A 14476-nucleotide genomic window follows, 5' to 3' on the forward strand; every position below is an offset into this window, starting at 1 on the left:
TCATTTTGCGGCTGTTAGGCATCATGCTTAACAGCCGCAAGTCCTTTTTTATTATAATATCATAAAACCAATCGTTAGTGGCAAAGCGTCAGCCTCTCAGGCTGTCATTTTATCACTAACGATTATTTTTCTGCGTTTTTTCTTGCATTTGCCTCTTTCGTTTAGTATCTTTGCCAACTAAAAATGATTGTACAGATGAATCTACAAAAAAAATAAGAGATGGATGCTAAAAAAACAGTGACGGTGACAGCGTGACAGCACGTTTCCTGAAACTATACGCGTACCGCGCGCGTATACGCAGTACGCATAATACTTTTTAAAATTCTGCTGTCACGCTGTCACTGTCACTGGTTAGAGGTTAGAGTTAAGAGGTAAGAAGTCCTTTGCAAGTAAAGTTTAACATCTCTCTGAGTAAAGTTAAACTTCTCTTTGAGCAAAGTTAAACTTCTCTTCGAGTAAAGTTAAACTTTTGTGTAGAAGAATATTTCCTCATTATTTCTTTCTTAGTGTTTCCACTATGCGTGCCATCTGGTCTGGAATGCGTATCTGCTGTGGGCATTTAGACAGGCATACCTCACAGTCTTGACAGCGCGAAGCCCATGTCTTCTCGTCGGGTAGGGCGGCACGATAGCCTTCGGTGAACTGCTGCTTGCGTGAGGAATAGTCGCTGCTGCCGGCATCAGGTAATGGGAGAACGTGCTCGTTGACAGCCTGATTGTAGTAGGCGAAGTTACCAGGAATGTCAACACCATAGGGACAAGGCATGCAGTAGGCGCAGGTGGTGCACGGAATGGTGGGGAAGCCTGCCATCTGGTCGGCAATCTCGGCAAGCAGTTTGTTCTCGCTCTCTGAGCATGGGACAAGTGGCGAGAATGTCTTTACGTTATCTTCGAGATGTTCCATCAGGTTCATGCCGCTTAGGGTGGTGAGCACGTTGTCGTAGCTGCCTACCCAACGGAAAGCCCAGCGTGCAGTGCTGTCGTCAGGATGTACGGCTTTCAGTTTCTCTGTCAGCTCGGGTGCCATGCGCCCGAAGGCTCCACCACGCAGAGGTTCCATGATGACGCATTGCACTCCAGCCTTCTCACATTTGTTGTATAGATATTCCGCGTCGGCATCATGACGGCGTCCCTGTCGCAGTGAGGCATGGCGCCAGTCGAGGAAGTTCATCTGAATCTGTACGAAGTCCCAGTGGTATTCGTCCTGGCGGTCGAGGAGGTAGTCGAAGTCACCCACATTGCCATGATAAGAGAATCCGAGGTGCTTGATGCGTCCTGCCTCGCGTTCTTTCAGAAGGAAGTCAAGCACTCCGTTGTCGAGGAAACGTCCTTTGAGCGTCTCCATGCCTCCGCCGATGCTGTGAAGCAGATAGTAGTCGATATAGTCAACCTTCAGTCGCTCAAACGAACGTTCATACATGCGCTTTGAGGCGTCAAAGCTCCATGAGCGGTTGTTCTGGTTCGACATCTTTGTCGCTACATAGAACTTCTCTCTGGGATGTCGCGCGAGAGCATTACCAGTAAGCACTTCCGATTGGCCACCCATGTACATGGGGGCTGTGTCGAAATAGTTTACTCCGTGCTCTATGGCATAGTCCACCAAGGTGTTCACTTGCTCCTGATCGTTTGGCAGTCGCATCATGCCGAAGCCTAAAAGCGAGATGAGCTCGCCAGAGCCGTTCTGCACACGATAGGTCATGGCTTTCTCGTCAGTATCCTTGTCCTTCTGCTTCTTGTCTATAGCCAGAGCGTAGAGTGGGTTCATTGCAAGCATTGCTATTGCTGAGCCGGCACCAATGCCAAGTTGTCTGAGAAATTCGCGGCGGCTAATGTCTTTTTCCTCCATAGTCAGTTTAGTATTTGTTCGTTGTTTGATGAGGTTAGGTGTTGCAAAAATACATAAAATTTTAATAAACCGTACAATCGTAGAGCGAAATTTTGCGCTTTCGAAAATTATTTTGTACGATTACTAAAAGTTTTTTTGCCATATTATTTGGTCTTATTCTGAAAAAGCGTACCTTTGGAGGCAAAACTTATGATACAACTAAGCATTATTGTTCCCGTCTACAACGTAGAGCCTTACATCCGGGCCTGCATGGAGAGCATCTTCATGCAAGGCTTAGACGAGACATGCTTTGAAGTCATCATAGTCAACGACGGAAGTACGGATTGTAGTATGGAGGTCATTCAGGACATCATCAGTCAGCACGCCAATATTACGGTGATCAATCAAGAAAACCTTAGCCTCTCAGTAGCCCGCAATAAAGGTATTGCCATTGCCAAAGGGGAGTACATTCTGATGCCGGACTCCGATGACTTACTCATTGAGAACAGCCTCAAGCCATTGCTGGAGAAGGCGCTGGAAACCAAAGTAGACCTTGTTGTTGCCGACTTTCTTGAAATTGAAGACAAAGATATGTCTAAGTTCACCGGAGTCGTTCAAAAAGAGTTTTCCGTACAAGAGAAAACAGGCCAACTACTCTTTTTAGAAGACCTGAATCCATGGCAATGCTATATATGGCGAACACTTTTCAGAAGAGAATTTCTCCATGATAATCACATTAGGTTTATCAGTGGTATCAACCTTCAAGATGTTCCTTTTACGCACAAATGTTATTTAAATGCTCAGAGATGCCTAAGAACAACATGGTTGCTTAATATCTATAGGAAGAACCGTCCAGGAGCGGCGACAACATTTTTCAATGTTGAAAAATCGAGAAGCTATTCTATAGCAATGGATGCCACATGGAATTTAAGGATGATTATGGGGCTTTCTCCCGATGTACTATATAAATTAGAAGAAGACGTATATATGACTTTTACTGCGATGGTATATCATACTATATATATGCTGAAAAAAAGAGGAGACAGACACAAAGTTTTTGACATTTTGAAGTTTGAGGCTCCCCAACTGGATTTCACCCATGGAACCAAACAAAAGGTGACATCCTTCATGATTCGGCATCTGCCATATCTCTATATTGATCTCTTTTATTTATACGTTCAACTCGTATATAGAAAAGTATGGAAAATATGGGCTCGCCAGTAAATCCCCCTCAAAATTTCTCAGATTTGCATAAACCTCATTTATCGGATTTCCCCGTTTTTCCTCTGATTGCCTTTATTTATGGGCTTTCTTGCGTTAATCTTCCGAAAATGCTTTTCTATTTCAGCATTATATAGTATATTTGCAACGATTTTTATTAGAAATAGGTAAAAATGAAAAGACTTTTTCTTATCATGGTGCTCGCCCTCATGACTGGGCTGGCACAGGCACAAAACATTTTGGGTAAGTGGATTACTGAGGCCGGTGATGCACAAGTCGAGATCTATCGTCAGGGCGATAAGTTCAACGGTAAGATTGTGTGGCTGGCTCAAGGACCTGAGACAACTGACAAGCATAATCCCGACGCAAAGCTTAAGAGTCGTAAGCTGATGGGTGTCAACATCCTGTCGAACCTCGCAAAGAAAGGTGACAAATGGGAGGATGGTAGCATATACAATCCCAAGAATGGCAAGAGCTACAAGTGTAAGATGTGGATGGAGAAGGATAAGCTGAAGGTGAGAGGCTATCTGGGTCCGTTCTATGAGACACAGACGTGGACGAGAAAACAATAAAATATAATACAACTTTCGCATGTATATAACGACCACGAATTTCACGAATTTCACGAATATTTCTATGCAGAACGACTTGAAAACTATGCACCGTAGATGCAACGAATTAAACGAATTGGCTGGCTCAGCAAGGAATCGCTGGCGATTCCTATTCGTGTGATTTGTTATAAATTCGGTTATTGTGTGCAGCAATAAATTCGTTCAATTCGTGTAATTCGTGGTTAAAAAACAATTTGAGAAACTTGAATAAATATAAAACATTAAACAACTAATTGTAATACTAAAACAATGGAAATCGTTATCGGACTATTGATTATCGCTGTTGGCGCGTTCTGCCAAAGTTCATGTTATGTACCTATTAATAAGATCAAAGACTGGTCGTGGGAAAGCTACTGGATCGTTCAGGGCGTGTTCGCATGGTTGGTGCTGCCGTTCCTAGGCGCACTTTTGGCTGTGCCGGAAGGACAGTCGCTGCTCGGACTCTTTGCTTCAGCACCATCATTCAACGTATGGATGACCATTCTCTTTGGTGTGCTTTGGGGCGTTGGCGGACTGACGTTTGGTCTGTCTATGCGCTACCTGGGTGTAGCTCTTGGACAGAGCATCGCCCTTGGCACATGTGCCGGACTGGGTACCATCATGGGACCAGTGCTGCTTAACATTTTCTTCCCTGAGCTGAATGCACTTGACTCTCTGACCTTCTCAGTGATTCTGGGCGTGGTGGTGACACTGCTTGGCATCGCCATCATCGGTGTGGCTGGCTCTATGAAGTCAGCTGCGCTGTCAGAAGAAGAAAAAAAGGCTGCAGTGAAAGACTTCAATTTCCCCAAGGGCCTGGCCATCGCATTGCTGGCTGGCTTTATGAGCGGTTGCTTCAATGTAGGTCTGGAGTTTGGCAAGGACATTAACTTTGGCGAACTGACCGACCCGATGTTCCGCACTCTGCCAGCCACTCTGCTCGTCACCTTCGGCGGTTTTATAACCAACATGATTTACTGCTTCTATCAGAACCAGGTGAACAAAACTTGGGGTGACTATAAAAAGACTGGCGTATGGGCAAACAACCTGCTGTTCTGTCTGCTAGCAGGCGCACTGTGGTACTCACAGTTCTTTGGACTGTCTTTGGGCAAAGGCTTCCTAACAGAATCTCCCACAATGCTGACGCTCTCGTTCTGCATCCTCATGGCACTCAACGTGACTTTCTCAAACGTGTGGGGCATCATACTCAAAGAGTGGAAGGGCTGTTCGCAGAAAACCATTGCTGTACTCGTCTGTGGCATCGTGGTTCTGGTCATCTCATGCTTCCTACCGCAGCTGATTTAGAGGTGATTTCTCACTTCTCACCTCTCACCTCTAACAACTAACCTCTATTATTAAATAATACAACTTTCGCATGTATATAACGACCACGAATTTCACGAATATTTCTATGCAGAACGACTTGAAAACTATGCATCGTAGATGCAACGAATTAAACGAATTGGCTGGCTCAGCAAGGAATCGCCAGCGATTCCTATTCGTGTGATTTGTTATAAATTCGGTTATTGTGTGCAGCAATAAATTCGTTCAATTCGTGTAATTCGTGGTTAAAAAACAATTTGAGAAACTTGAATTAAATAATTAAAAACCGGAAACTATGGACTGGAACAGCGTACCTACGAGTGAGATCCTTGAAAGAATAGCGGACTATTCTGATGACAAGAAAGAGAATATCCTCTGTGATTATATCACCAACAAATATCAACTGCTGCAGGATGAGCCGCTGACAGCCCTACCGTTGGTGGAAGCCTATGCCAGCATCAAGGAAGCCTGCTTAGATGATGGCGGCTATGATGAACAGAGCACAGAGTACATGTATAACGATCTGGTGTTTCTCTCGCTCTGGTTAGCTGACATCTATTTCTACTATATGGACGATCTGGATAAGGTAGCAGAACTTCTCCAAAAGGTTCATAGTTTGCTGGGCCATTACGACGGCACGTACGTCAAGGGATTCCGTGATGACAATATAAAAAAACTACACGAGATGGAAGAAAAACTGAAGAAGGCCAACGAGGTGATTGACATCGACCGTACTATTCCCATACCGCAGAAGTTGGAGGATTATCTGGCGCTGCTGGAGAAGAAACGCGTGTATAAAGAGAAATGCATGAATCATGTGGGACATGTCAACCACTATGGCTATCTCTTCACAGGTAACAGCGGCACTGGTAAACGTACGGCTGCCCAGCGACTCTTTGCTGCGCTGAAAGCCATAGCCCCGAATACCAGGAAGATGGTGGAGATTCCTGCCATACAGATGTTTGACCCGAGCACAGGTTTTTCCCTTATCAATGATAAGATTGGTGAGAATACCAACAGCCTTATATATATAAGCGGTGCGGAGGACTTGAGCATGAAAGGATTGTTGGCACAGACTGGCATTGAGATACTGGCCAACAAACTGAAGACTGAGCCATCGGTGACTTGTGTGCTGGCAGGTCCGAAAGATGAGCTCATCCAACTCGTGAACTCCTGTCAGCCGGCAAAGGATATCTTCATCCACCGTTTCCACTTCGATGACTTTGCGCCTGACCGCCTGACAGATATGGCACGTGCCTATGCCGATGACAACGGCTATCAGTTCACACCAGATGCTGTCGAGGGACTGCGTGCCTATTTCGGCCATGAGTATAAGCTGCGTGGTAATGACTTCGGCAATATCCATCTGGCTCATAACACCATTGATGACAAGATACTGCCATCACTTATAAGCCGCATGGTGAAGGCCGACGGTGAGATGAACGGTGACGCAGAGGAAAGCACACTTATCACCATTGATGATATACCAAAGATTCGTCATCGTGACCCTCAGAAAGCTATTGAGCGCCTGGAGTCGCTTGTTGGACTGGACAATATCAAGAAGAGCATCATGGCACATGCCAGTCTGGTGAACCTCAACCGCCTCCGCATGGAGCTGGGACTCTTCAACCACATGCCGCCTATGCACATGGTATTCACAGGAAACCCTGGTACGGGTAAGACAACTGTTGCAGAGCTGATAGGTGAGATTTATCACGGCATGGGAGTGCTGTCGTCAGGACATCTTGTCGAGGTGGACCGCTCTAAGCTTGTAGGACAGTTTCTCGGAGATACTGAGAAGAACACACTCAATGCAATAAAGAGTGCTGCCGGTGGCGTGCTTTTCATTGATGAGGCCTATAACCTCTTCACCAACGACCCTGACCGCCGCGATTTCGGCCATCGCGTCATAGAGACGCTGCTCACCTATCTGAGCATGGAGCAGACCAACATGATTGTCATATTAGCTGGCTATACCGTGGAGATGGAACATCTGCTGCAGTCGAACCCAGGATTGAAGTCACGCTTCTCCTATGTGTTCCACTTCAATGATTACACGCCCGAGCAACTTCTGAAGATTGGCGGCTTCGTCATGAAGAAGGAACAGTATGAGATAACGCCTGAGGCAGAGAAGAAACTGGCACAGTATGTCATCAATGCCTATAGCCACAAGGACGAACACTTCGGCAACGGCCGTTTCATAACACGACTGCTTACCACAAAGATTATTCCTGCTGTCAGCGACCGTCTTTATTCGAGATCTGCTGATAGCATCACGCGTAAGGACCTCGTGACGATAACCGAGGCTGACGTGCCCGAGATAGAAGAGAATAAGAAACTGTTGTCGTGGGACGGCGCCATCATCGATGATGCTATGGATCAACTCAATGAACTGGCTGGTCTTGACAATGTGAAGAAGGCACTCAACGAGTATGTCGTCATGCTGAAGGCAAACTACAATAGCAAGACTCCGATGACAGGTAACCATATGATGTGGAACTTCCTTGGAAACACAGGCACCGGCAAGAGCACCGTGGCAGAGATTCTCTGTCGTATCATGCAGGGCGCAGGACTGCTTCCTACGAACCACTTCTGTACGCTGAACATTGAGGAGTTTGCTACAGCCAACAATCAGATGGCGATAATAGAGAAGTCTATGCTGAAGGCTACAGACGGAATGCTGTTCCTCGACCTTGACTCTCCTAACTACAAGAACTATAATATGGACTTCCTGCAGTTCTGGATAGAGAACAAGCGCAAGGAGCTGAACATGAACATTGCTGTGGTGATAGCCCGCACCAATGATGACGGCGACGCTGTTGCACGTAACCTCGTGCAGCATGGTGTTGTGCCGTCGAACCACATACTCGTGTTCGATGACTTCAAGCCAGTCGAGCTGAAGGAGATATTCTGCTACTTGCTGAAGAAACAGTATGGTCTCGGCATCATGGCTGATGCAGAGACGGTGATAGACAACTGTATAGAGCAGATCTATCGTAACCGCCAGCACTTTGCTGTCAATGCACGAACCATACAGCTGCTGGCAGGCACCGTGGCACAGATAGCACAGCTGCGCATCTTCCATGATCCGGAGAATAACCAGCAGGCAATGGTCATAAAGGAAGATACCGACCGTCTGGAGTGGAGCGAGAGTTCATTGCTATATCGCAGAATAGGGTTCTGAGGAGGTGAGAGGTTAGTCCTTCTCAATTCTTATACGTGCATCTACTGCCACGACATTGTTCTCGTCGGCAAGTAGTGGGTTAATGTCCATCTCCTTTATCTCTCGCGCAAAACGGAGTAGGGTAGAGAGACGTACTATTATCTCGGCGTATTTCTGCTCATTGATACCTTTCTGTCCGCGCGTACCTTTTAATATCTTATATCCGCGCAGTGAGTGAATCATAGAGTAGGCTTCGTTGTAGCTCAGAGGAGCCAGTCCGCTTGACACGTCTTTCAATACCTCTACGAAGATTCCGCCTAGTCCGCAGAGCACCACATGACCGAAGCGCTCCTCATACTTGGCGCCAATGAAAACCTCAGTACCGCTGATCATCTTCTGAACCATTACGGCTGTGGCATCCTTTATCTTCATCATGCGGTCGAACTCAAGGGCAAGATGTTCGGCTGTGCGTATGTTCAGTGCCACACCTCCAACATCGCTCTTATGTACTGGTCCTACCACCTTTGCCACGACAGGATAGCCCACCTTCTCGGCAAAGGCTATGAGCTCGTCTTTGTTCGTTGAAACCATCTCGGGCACCATTGGTATGCCGGCACATTCGAACAGTTGGCGCACAATGGTGGGGCTGACGTAACCGTTGTCTTTTATGCCACCGATGATGTCGCGGATGCGTGGCACATCAACGCCGAACAGCTCTATCTCTGGTGGAGCAGGAGCCGGCGTCTTCGTTACCTGTGTGAGGGCTGTGGCGAGTGTCACCTCGTCGCTGAAGTTCACGTGACCTTTCTTCAGGAACTCCTCAACCTCAGGACCTGCCGTATGAAGACTTGGCAGGATGGGGAAGATGGGTTTCTTGCATTCCAGAATCTTCTTGTGAAGCATGTCATAGGTTTCGTAGAGCGTTACAAGTCCTGGCGTGCCGAAGATTACCATTATCGCATCAATATTGTCAAAACGGTTCTCACAATAGTCTATGGCGATGCCTAAATGCTCTGGCGTTCCTGTGGCAAGAATGTCAATGGGGTTGGCTACTGAAGAGCCTGGGAATAACTGCGCTTTCAGCTCGTTGGCAGCATCTCCTTCCAACTTCGGAACCTCCAGTCCGCCTTTGGAAAGGGCATCGGTGAGCATCACGCCTGGGCCTCCGGCATGGGTCACAATGGCAAATCTCTTCAGTGAGCCTTGTGTCCTGTCTCCTAAACTGTTGAAGATACAGCCCACGGTGGTGAGTTCTTCGCGTGAGAAACATCTGACTATTCCCGCTTTGCGGAACAATGCCTCCACTGCAGAGTCGCTGCTTGCTATGGCACCTGTATGGCTCGATGCTGCGCGGCTGCCGCTCTCCGACGAACCGGCTTTGATGGCTGCTATGCGACAGCTTTTGCGAATGAGTGAGCTGGCGTGGAAGAGTAGCTTGTCAGGATTGGAGATGTTCTCTATGTAAAGTAACTTCACATGCGAGTCGCGCTCAGCATCAAAGTTCTCGTCCATGTACTGTAGCACATCCTCAATACCTATCTGCTTGCCATTGCCAATGCTCCACACACTGTTGAACTGTAGGCCTTTTATGACGGCACTCTCAAGAATGAACACTGCTGTTGCGCCAGAGCCGCTGACAAAGTCAACGCCCTTAGGACTGAGGTCGGGGATAGGCTTGGTGAACACCGAGTGATGGTGACGTGTCAGCAGACCTATACAGTTAGGGCCGATGAGTGAGGCACCATAGCGCTCGCAGGTGTCGAGGATGCGTTGCTCCAGCTTTGCGCCTTCCTTCGTCTCCTCACCGAATCCGGCAGAGATGATGATGAAAGCACGCGTCCCTTTCGAGGCAGCAAGCGCTTCCACTGTGTCGGGGCACATCTTCGCAGGGATGACAAGGATGGCCATCTCTGTGGGCGGAAGTTCGGTGATGTCGTGGAATACCTTGATACCCTGCACTTCGTCTTCTTTGGGGTTTACGATGCGCAGGGTGCCATCGAAACCACCATTGATAAGGTTGCGCACAATGGCGCCACCAGGTTTGTGAGTGTTGTTAGAGCCGCCAATGACGACAATGCTCTTCGGTTGTAGTAGTTCTCGGTTAATCATGTCGCAAAGTTATGAAAAATATTAATATTTTATCACATTCTTGTTGATTTTCTGCTTTTTTATGTTCGTTTTTTAAAAAAAGCTGTAACTTTGCACCCGATTATAATATATTAATTGCTTATATGAAAAAGGTTCTTTTTTATTTCCTTTTGACTGTTACAGCTTTTACTGCTTGTACGAAAGACAAGGATTTGTATGATCCTGCAGCAGTGGAAAAGAGAAACGCAGAAAAAGAGTTGGCAAATGCAGAGGCAAAGCTCGGCGTGAAGATTGATCCTGAACAGGATTGGCTTATGACAGCTACCCGTAGCGTGCTTGTGACTGATTTACCATCTGACATCAAGGCATCGCAACTGCTTATCATGGATGCGAACCCGTTTGTTGACAACAACGCTCAGGTATATGCCGCTTTTGAGGTAAATGGTGAGTCTTTCACCATTTCGTTCGAGGCTCCAAAAGGGGCAACGGTCTATGCCGTATGTGTGAGCAAGGATGGTAACGTGCGCATGACAACACTTGAAGCAGGCAAAGAGACACTTAGCTTCAAGAAGAAAGACAATTATAAATATGTGGATGTATCATCTGCATCAAGACTCTTTGCTCCCAAGAAGGCAGCTTTGAAGGGTTTTAATGAGCTTATCTGGCAGAATACCGTTCACTCAGAAATGTTCGCAAACGACGGTTGGGCAGATCAGTGGGCTTACGTGTCACGTGGTAATACTAACGTGCACTTCGATGATATGAACGAACTGCTGGATAACGTTTTCGGATTCCTTCCCGAAGGAGGACTGAACTTCCGCGACACTCTTAACAAGGCTGAGATGGTGCGCAATAACTACTATGCTGTAGTAGGCGAAGGTGGCGGTGAGGTCACTGTTACAGCTATCTACCGTAACACCAGCAACCAAGACACTCGTTTCGGATACTATTATTTCGTACCAGGTGAAGAACGTAATATCAAGACTGTACGTAAGTTCATTTTTGAAGAAGCTCTTCCAATGAACTATCACAACGTGAAACGTAATGATATACCTTCAGAGCAGGATGTGCCAGCATATAAGCTCGTTTACTATGATGCAAACGGTAATGCGTCATATACATTCCCTGAAGGAACAGAGATAGGATTCTTCAATACCGTATCTCCAAGATATATATCTGGTATAGATAAGCCATTCAACTGGTATAACGAAGGCACTTCAAATCTTGCACTGTCTGAGTATTTCAAGGATAGGAATGTATTGCCAGACTGGGCAAAGAGCTATAACGTAGGTTGGGAGACTTTCTCTCATACTGTGATGTTCCAGCGTGGTGGCGTAAGCTTCGTCTGCTTCGAAGACTGGGTACAGGACTTCGATATGAACGATATAGTCCTTATGATAGATGGTAACATCGAGAATGCTCCTTTGGCACCAACAAAATCTTGCAAGGAGAACATTAAGTTCTATCGTTATTCATATGGATTTGAGGATACGTTCATGGGCGACTACGACATGAATGATGCTGTCCTTCGCGTATGGCGCCAGAACCTGCAGACTAAGGATCTTACAGTTGAACTCGCAGCAACGGGTGCTGCTGACAAGATTTATATCTATTATCAGCGTGACAATGGCGAGCGCGTAGAGCTGTTCGATGGAAAAGAGGCTCATGAGGCGTTCCAGCTCTGTGGTAACCCTGCAGCTGAGTTCTATAATACGGAGACTATCAATGGACCGATACTGCCCGTATGCAAGCTTACACTTTCAAACAAGGAGTGGGAAGACTTCAACTATAACAAGGCCGACTTCTTCATCATCAACAAAACTAAGGATTTTGAAGTGCATAATCCTGCAGCCTTGGGAGAGAAGGGTGGTGCTCCTTATGCTATCTGTGCTCCACAGAAGTCATGGAAATGGCCGAAAGAGCATATCTGCATTACCAATGCCTACAATCCAATGTTTGCTCCGTTTGCTGCAGACAGAAACGTAAACGTAGATTGGTATAAGTTCCCTGTAGAGGAAAGTGTCATGGAATATGACACAGCAAAATAAGAAAGAATCTTAAATATAATAATCGAAGCGTCACATTATGTCAGTTTAATGTGACGCTTCGTTTTTTTATGCCTTTGCTCTGCCATAAGTTATATTATTTGTGACAAAATGTCATACATACTGACATGTTCGTGTCGCATTTTTCATTTTTGGCATACGCTTTGCTGTGATGTTTGTGGCTAAGTGCCGCATAAACGGAATAATAACAATTAAAAATAATACAATTATGGGAAAGATTATTGGAATTGACTTAGGTACAACAAACTCGTGTGTATCTGTATTCGAAGGTAATGAGCCTGTCGTTATCGCTAACAGCGAGGGCAAGCGCACAACACCTTCAGTAGTAGGCTTCGTAGATGGCGGTGAGCGCAAGATTGGTGATCCAGCAAAGCGTCAGGCTATCACAAACCCTCAGAAGACTGTTTACTCTATCAAGCGTTTCATGGGTGAGACATGGCAGCAGACTGAGAAAGAAATCTCACGCGTACCATTTAAAGTGGTTAACGAAGGTGGCTACCCACGTGTGGAGATTGATGGACGTAAATATACTCCACAGGAAATCTCAGCTATGGTGCTCCAGAAGATGAAGAAGACCGCTGAGGACTATCTCGGACAGGAGGTTACAGAGGCTGTCATCACCGTGCCTGCATACTTCTCTGACTCACAGCGTCAGGCAACAAAGGAGGCTGGTCAGATTGCAGGTCTTAACGTACGTCGTATCGTTAACGAGCCTACGGCTGCTGCTCTGGCTTATGGTATCGACAAGACCAACAAGGATATGAAGATTGCTGTGTTCGACCTCGGTGGCGGTACATTTGATATCTCTATCCTCGACTTCGGTGGTGGTGTGTTTGAAGTGCTTTCTACCAATGGTGATACCCACCTCGGTGGTGATGACTTCGACCAGGTAATCATTGATTGGCTCGTTGACGAGTTCAAGCACGATGAAGGTGCTGACTTGAAGAGCGATCCAATGGCAATGCAGCGTCTGAAGGAGGCTGCTGAAAAGGCAAAGATTGAGCTGTCAAGTTCTACTTCAACAGAAATCAACCTGCCTTATATCACAGCAACTGTTAGCGGTCCTAAGCACCTTGTGAAGACTCTGACACGTGCAAAGTTCGAACAGCTGGCTCACAACCTGATTCAGGCTTGTCTCGTTCCTTGTCAGAACGCCGTACGCGATGCAGGCATCTCTGTAAGCGATATCGATGAGGTAATCCTCGTGGGTGGCTCAAGCCGTATCCCCGCTGTGCAGACACTCGTTAAGAACTACTTCGGTAAGGAGCCTTCAAAGGGCGTTAACCCTGACGAGGTTGTTGCTGTAGGTGCTGCTATTCAGGGTGCTATCCTCAACCAGGAGACAGGTCAGGACATCGTGCTGCTCGACGTTACTCCTCTGACACTGGGTATCGAGACTCTCGGTGGCGTGATGACAAAGCTCATCGAGGCCAACACCACTATCCCTTGCAAGAAGAGCGAGACCTTCTCTACCGCAGCCGACAACCAGACAGAGGTAACCATCCACGTGCTGCAGGGTGAGCGTCCTATGGCTTCACAGAACAAATCTATCGGTCAGTTCAACCTTACTGGCATAGCACCAGCGCGTCGCGGCGTTCCTCAGATTGAGGTTACCTTTGACATCGATGCTAACGGTATCTTGAAGGTAAGTGCTAAGGATAAGGCTACAGGTAAGGAGCAAGCTATCCGCATTGAGGCTTCTTCTGGCCTGTCACAGGAAGAGATTGACCGCATGAAGGCAGAGGCTGAGCAGAATGCTGAGAACGATAAGAAGGAGCGTGAGCGTATCGATAAGATGAATCAGGCTGACTCTATGATATTCCAGACAGAGACCTTCCTCAACGAGAATGGCGACAAGCTTGGTGCTGACAAGGCAAACGTTGAGGCTGCCGTACAGCAGTTGAAGGACGCTCACAAGTCGGGTGACATCGCAGCTATCGACTCTGCTATCAACAACCTGAACACTGTAATGCAGGCTGCTTCTCAGAAGATGTACCAGCAGGGCCAGGCTGGTCCTCAGCAAGGTGCCGACCAGCAGCAGTATCAGGGTGGTCAGCAGTCTCAGTCGAATCCTAACGACAACATCCAGGATGCCGACTTCGAAGAAGTGAAGTAAATACCTTAATATATAATAAGAATGGCGTGTAGCTCTGATGAGTTACGTGCCATTCTTTTTATTTGTCTTCGCATTTCCCTATGAA

General features: G+C 46.8%; 8 protein-coding genes. 6 read left to right on the top strand and 2 right to left on the bottom strand.

Annotated elements, in window-relative coordinates; genetic code table 11:
• Positions 1–492: 492 nt before the first annotated feature.
• Entirely contained in the window at positions 493–1845 is a 1353-nt protein-coding gene (locus tag M1L52_RS07300) for an aldo/keto reductase (RefSeq protein ID WP_248614272.1), read from the bottom strand.
• A gap of 189 nt (positions 1846–2034) precedes the next feature.
• Between M1L52_RS07300 and M1L52_RS07305 the strand changes: the two genes are divergently transcribed.
• The 4 genes from M1L52_RS07305 to M1L52_RS07320 all read left to right on the top strand — a co-directional run bounded on the left by M1L52_RS07305 (position 2035) and on the right by M1L52_RS07320 (position 8142).
• On the top strand, positions 2035–3048 hold the full coding sequence (locus M1L52_RS07305) for a glycosyltransferase (protein WP_248614273.1): 1014 nt from the start codon (positions 2035–2037) through the stop codon (positions 3046–3048).
• Positions 3049–3218: 170 nt separating this feature from the next.
• Positions 3219–3617, top strand: a complete 399-nt coding sequence (locus tag M1L52_RS07310) for a DUF2147 domain-containing protein (protein ID WP_248614274.1) — start codon at positions 3219–3221, stop codon at positions 3615–3617.
• 288 nt (positions 3618–3905) lie between these two features.
• Positions 3906–4940, top strand: coding sequence for an L-rhamnose/proton symporter RhaT (locus M1L52_RS07315; RefSeq protein WP_248614275.1), 1035 nt, complete (start codon positions 3906–3908; stop codon positions 4938–4940).
• Positions 4941–5253: 313 nt separating this feature from the next.
• Positions 5254–8142 (top strand): AAA family ATPase, encoded by a 2889-nt coding sequence (locus tag M1L52_RS07320; RefSeq protein ID WP_248614276.1) that lies wholly within the window; start codon positions 5254–5256, stop codon positions 8140–8142.
• A gap of 12 nt (positions 8143–8154) precedes the next feature.
• On the opposite strand, the gene M1L52_RS07325 is transcribed toward M1L52_RS07320, so the two are convergent.
• Positions 8155–10230: an acetate--CoA ligase family protein gene (locus tag M1L52_RS07325; protein ID WP_248614277.1), complete on the bottom strand. Its 2076-nt coding sequence runs from the start codon at positions 10228–10230 to the stop codon at positions 8155–8157.
• A 122-nt stretch (positions 10231–10352) separates the two neighbouring features.
• Here M1L52_RS07325 and M1L52_RS07330 point away from each other — a divergent pair, with 122 nt between their 5' ends.
• Together M1L52_RS07330 and dnaK are read left to right on the top strand one after the other, a co-directional pair.
• Positions 10353–12257: a hypothetical protein gene (locus M1L52_RS07330; protein WP_248614278.1), complete on the top strand. Its 1905-nt coding sequence runs from the start codon at positions 10353–10355 to the stop codon at positions 12255–12257.
• A gap of 226 nt (positions 12258–12483) precedes the next feature.
• Positions 12484–14391 (top strand): molecular chaperone DnaK, encoded by a 1908-nt coding sequence (gene dnaK / locus M1L52_RS07335; RefSeq protein WP_248614279.1) that lies wholly within the window; start codon positions 12484–12486, stop codon positions 14389–14391.
• The last annotated feature ends 85 nt before the right edge of the window (positions 14392–14476 follow it).

This window comes from Prevotella sp. E13-27 (assembly GCF_023217965.1).
In the GTDB taxonomy this organism is placed as follows: Bacteria; Bacteroidota; Bacteroidia; order Bacteroidales; family Bacteroidaceae; genus Prevotella.

Bases quoted from the DNA above. Each gene is read 5' to 3' on its own strand.
- M1L52_RS07300 (WP_248614272.1), bottom strand. From the start codon at position 1,845: ATGGAGGAAAAAGACATTAGCCGCCGCGAATTTCTCAGACAACTTGGC.
- M1L52_RS07305 (WP_248614273.1), top strand. From the start codon at position 2,035: ATGATACAACTAAGCATTATTGTTCCCGTCTACAACGTAGAGCCTTAC.
- M1L52_RS07310 (WP_248614274.1), top strand. From the start codon at position 3,219: ATGAAAAGACTTTTTCTTATCATGGTGCTCGCCCTCATGACTGGGCTG.
- M1L52_RS07315 (WP_248614275.1), top strand. From the start codon at position 3,906: ATGGAAATCGTTATCGGACTATTGATTATCGCTGTTGGCGCGTTCTGC.
- M1L52_RS07320 (WP_248614276.1), top strand. From the start codon at position 5,254: ATGGACTGGAACAGCGTACCTACGAGTGAGATCCTTGAAAGAATAGCG.
- M1L52_RS07325 (WP_248614277.1), bottom strand. From the start codon at position 10,230: ATGATTAACCGAGAACTACTACAACCGAAGAGCATTGTCGTCATTGGC.
- M1L52_RS07330 (WP_248614278.1), top strand. From the start codon at position 10,353: ATGAAAAAGGTTCTTTTTTATTTCCTTTTGACTGTTACAGCTTTTACT.
- dnaK (WP_248614279.1), top strand. From the start codon at position 12,484: ATGGGAAAGATTATTGGAATTGACTTAGGTACAACAAACTCGTGTGTA.